The following is a 1,082-nucleotide window of genomic DNA, read 5'->3' as shown; positions in this document are numbered from 1 at the left end:
ACCTGCGCCGCCGGCAGCGCCACCGCGAGCATCGCCCCCGGCGGCATGCGATGCATCAGCTCCCCACGCGCCACCGTGAGGCGCATCGCGTCCTCCAGGGACAGCACGCCCGCGACACACGCCGCCGCGTACTCCCCGAAGCTGTGCCCCATCACCGCGTAGGGCGTCACGCCCAGGTCCTGCCACTGCCGAGCCAGCGACACCTGCACGCTGAACAACGCGGGCAGCGCCACGCGCGTATCCGCCAGGGCCGCGGAGGACTCGGCTTCCGCGCCGGCCTCGGGCGACAGCAGCTTCGACACGCGCGCCGCAGCGGCGCCTCCAGCAGCGCGAGGCACGCGTCCAGGTGCGCGCGGAAGCGGGGCGATGCCTCCGCCAGCTCGCGCCCCATCGCGACCCGCTGCGCTCCCTGGCCGGAGAACACGAACGCCACGCGCGGCGCGCGCTTCTCGCCCTTCACCGCGACCACCGGCTTGCGCAGCTGCCGCGCCAGGTCCGCCGCGTCCTTCACCACGAAGGCCTTGCGGTACTCGAACGCCTTGCGGCCCACGGCGTGCGTGAACGCCAGGTCCGCCAGCGCCTGCGCGTCCACGCCCTCCGCCACGTGCGCGTCCAGCTGCCGCGCGGCCGCCTGCAAGGCCTCCTGCGAGCGCGCGGACAGCACGACGAGCTGGTGGGACCGCGTGGTGGAACCACTCTGCCGCATGGGGGCTTCCTCGAGGACCGCGTGGGCATTGGTGCCGCCAATGCCGAAGGAGCTGACCGCGGCGAAGCGGGGCGTCTCGCCCCGGGGCCACGACCGCAAGGTGGTGTTGACGAAGAACGGCCCCGCGTCGAAGTCGATCTGCGGGTTGGGCCGCTCGAAGTGGAGGCTGGGGGGAATCTCCCCGTGGTGCAGCGACAGCGCGGCCTTCATGAGCCCCGCGAGGCCCGCGACCGTGTCCAGGTGGCCCACGTTCGTCTTCAGCGACGCCAGCGCGATGCGCCCCCGGTGCTCCGCGCCCAGGCCGTACGCGCGCGTGAGGGCCGCCACTTCGATGGGGTCGCCCAGCGGCGTCGCGGTGCCGTGGGCCTCCACGTAG

General features: G+C 74.1%; 1 pseudogene. It reads right to left on the bottom strand.

The features are described from left to right. Positions 1 to 1,082, bottom strand: a pseudogene (locus tag ACLEQD_RS44030) (acyltransferase domain-containing protein); the annotation flags it as partial.

It is taken from the genome of Corallococcus sp. 4LFB (genome assembly GCF_046520365.1).
In the GTDB taxonomy this organism is placed as follows: Bacteria; Myxococcota; Myxococcia; order Myxococcales; family Myxococcaceae; genus Corallococcus; species Corallococcus caeni.
Note: the sequence above shows the minus strand (reverse complement) of the source record. Positions and strands in the feature narration are given on the sequence as shown.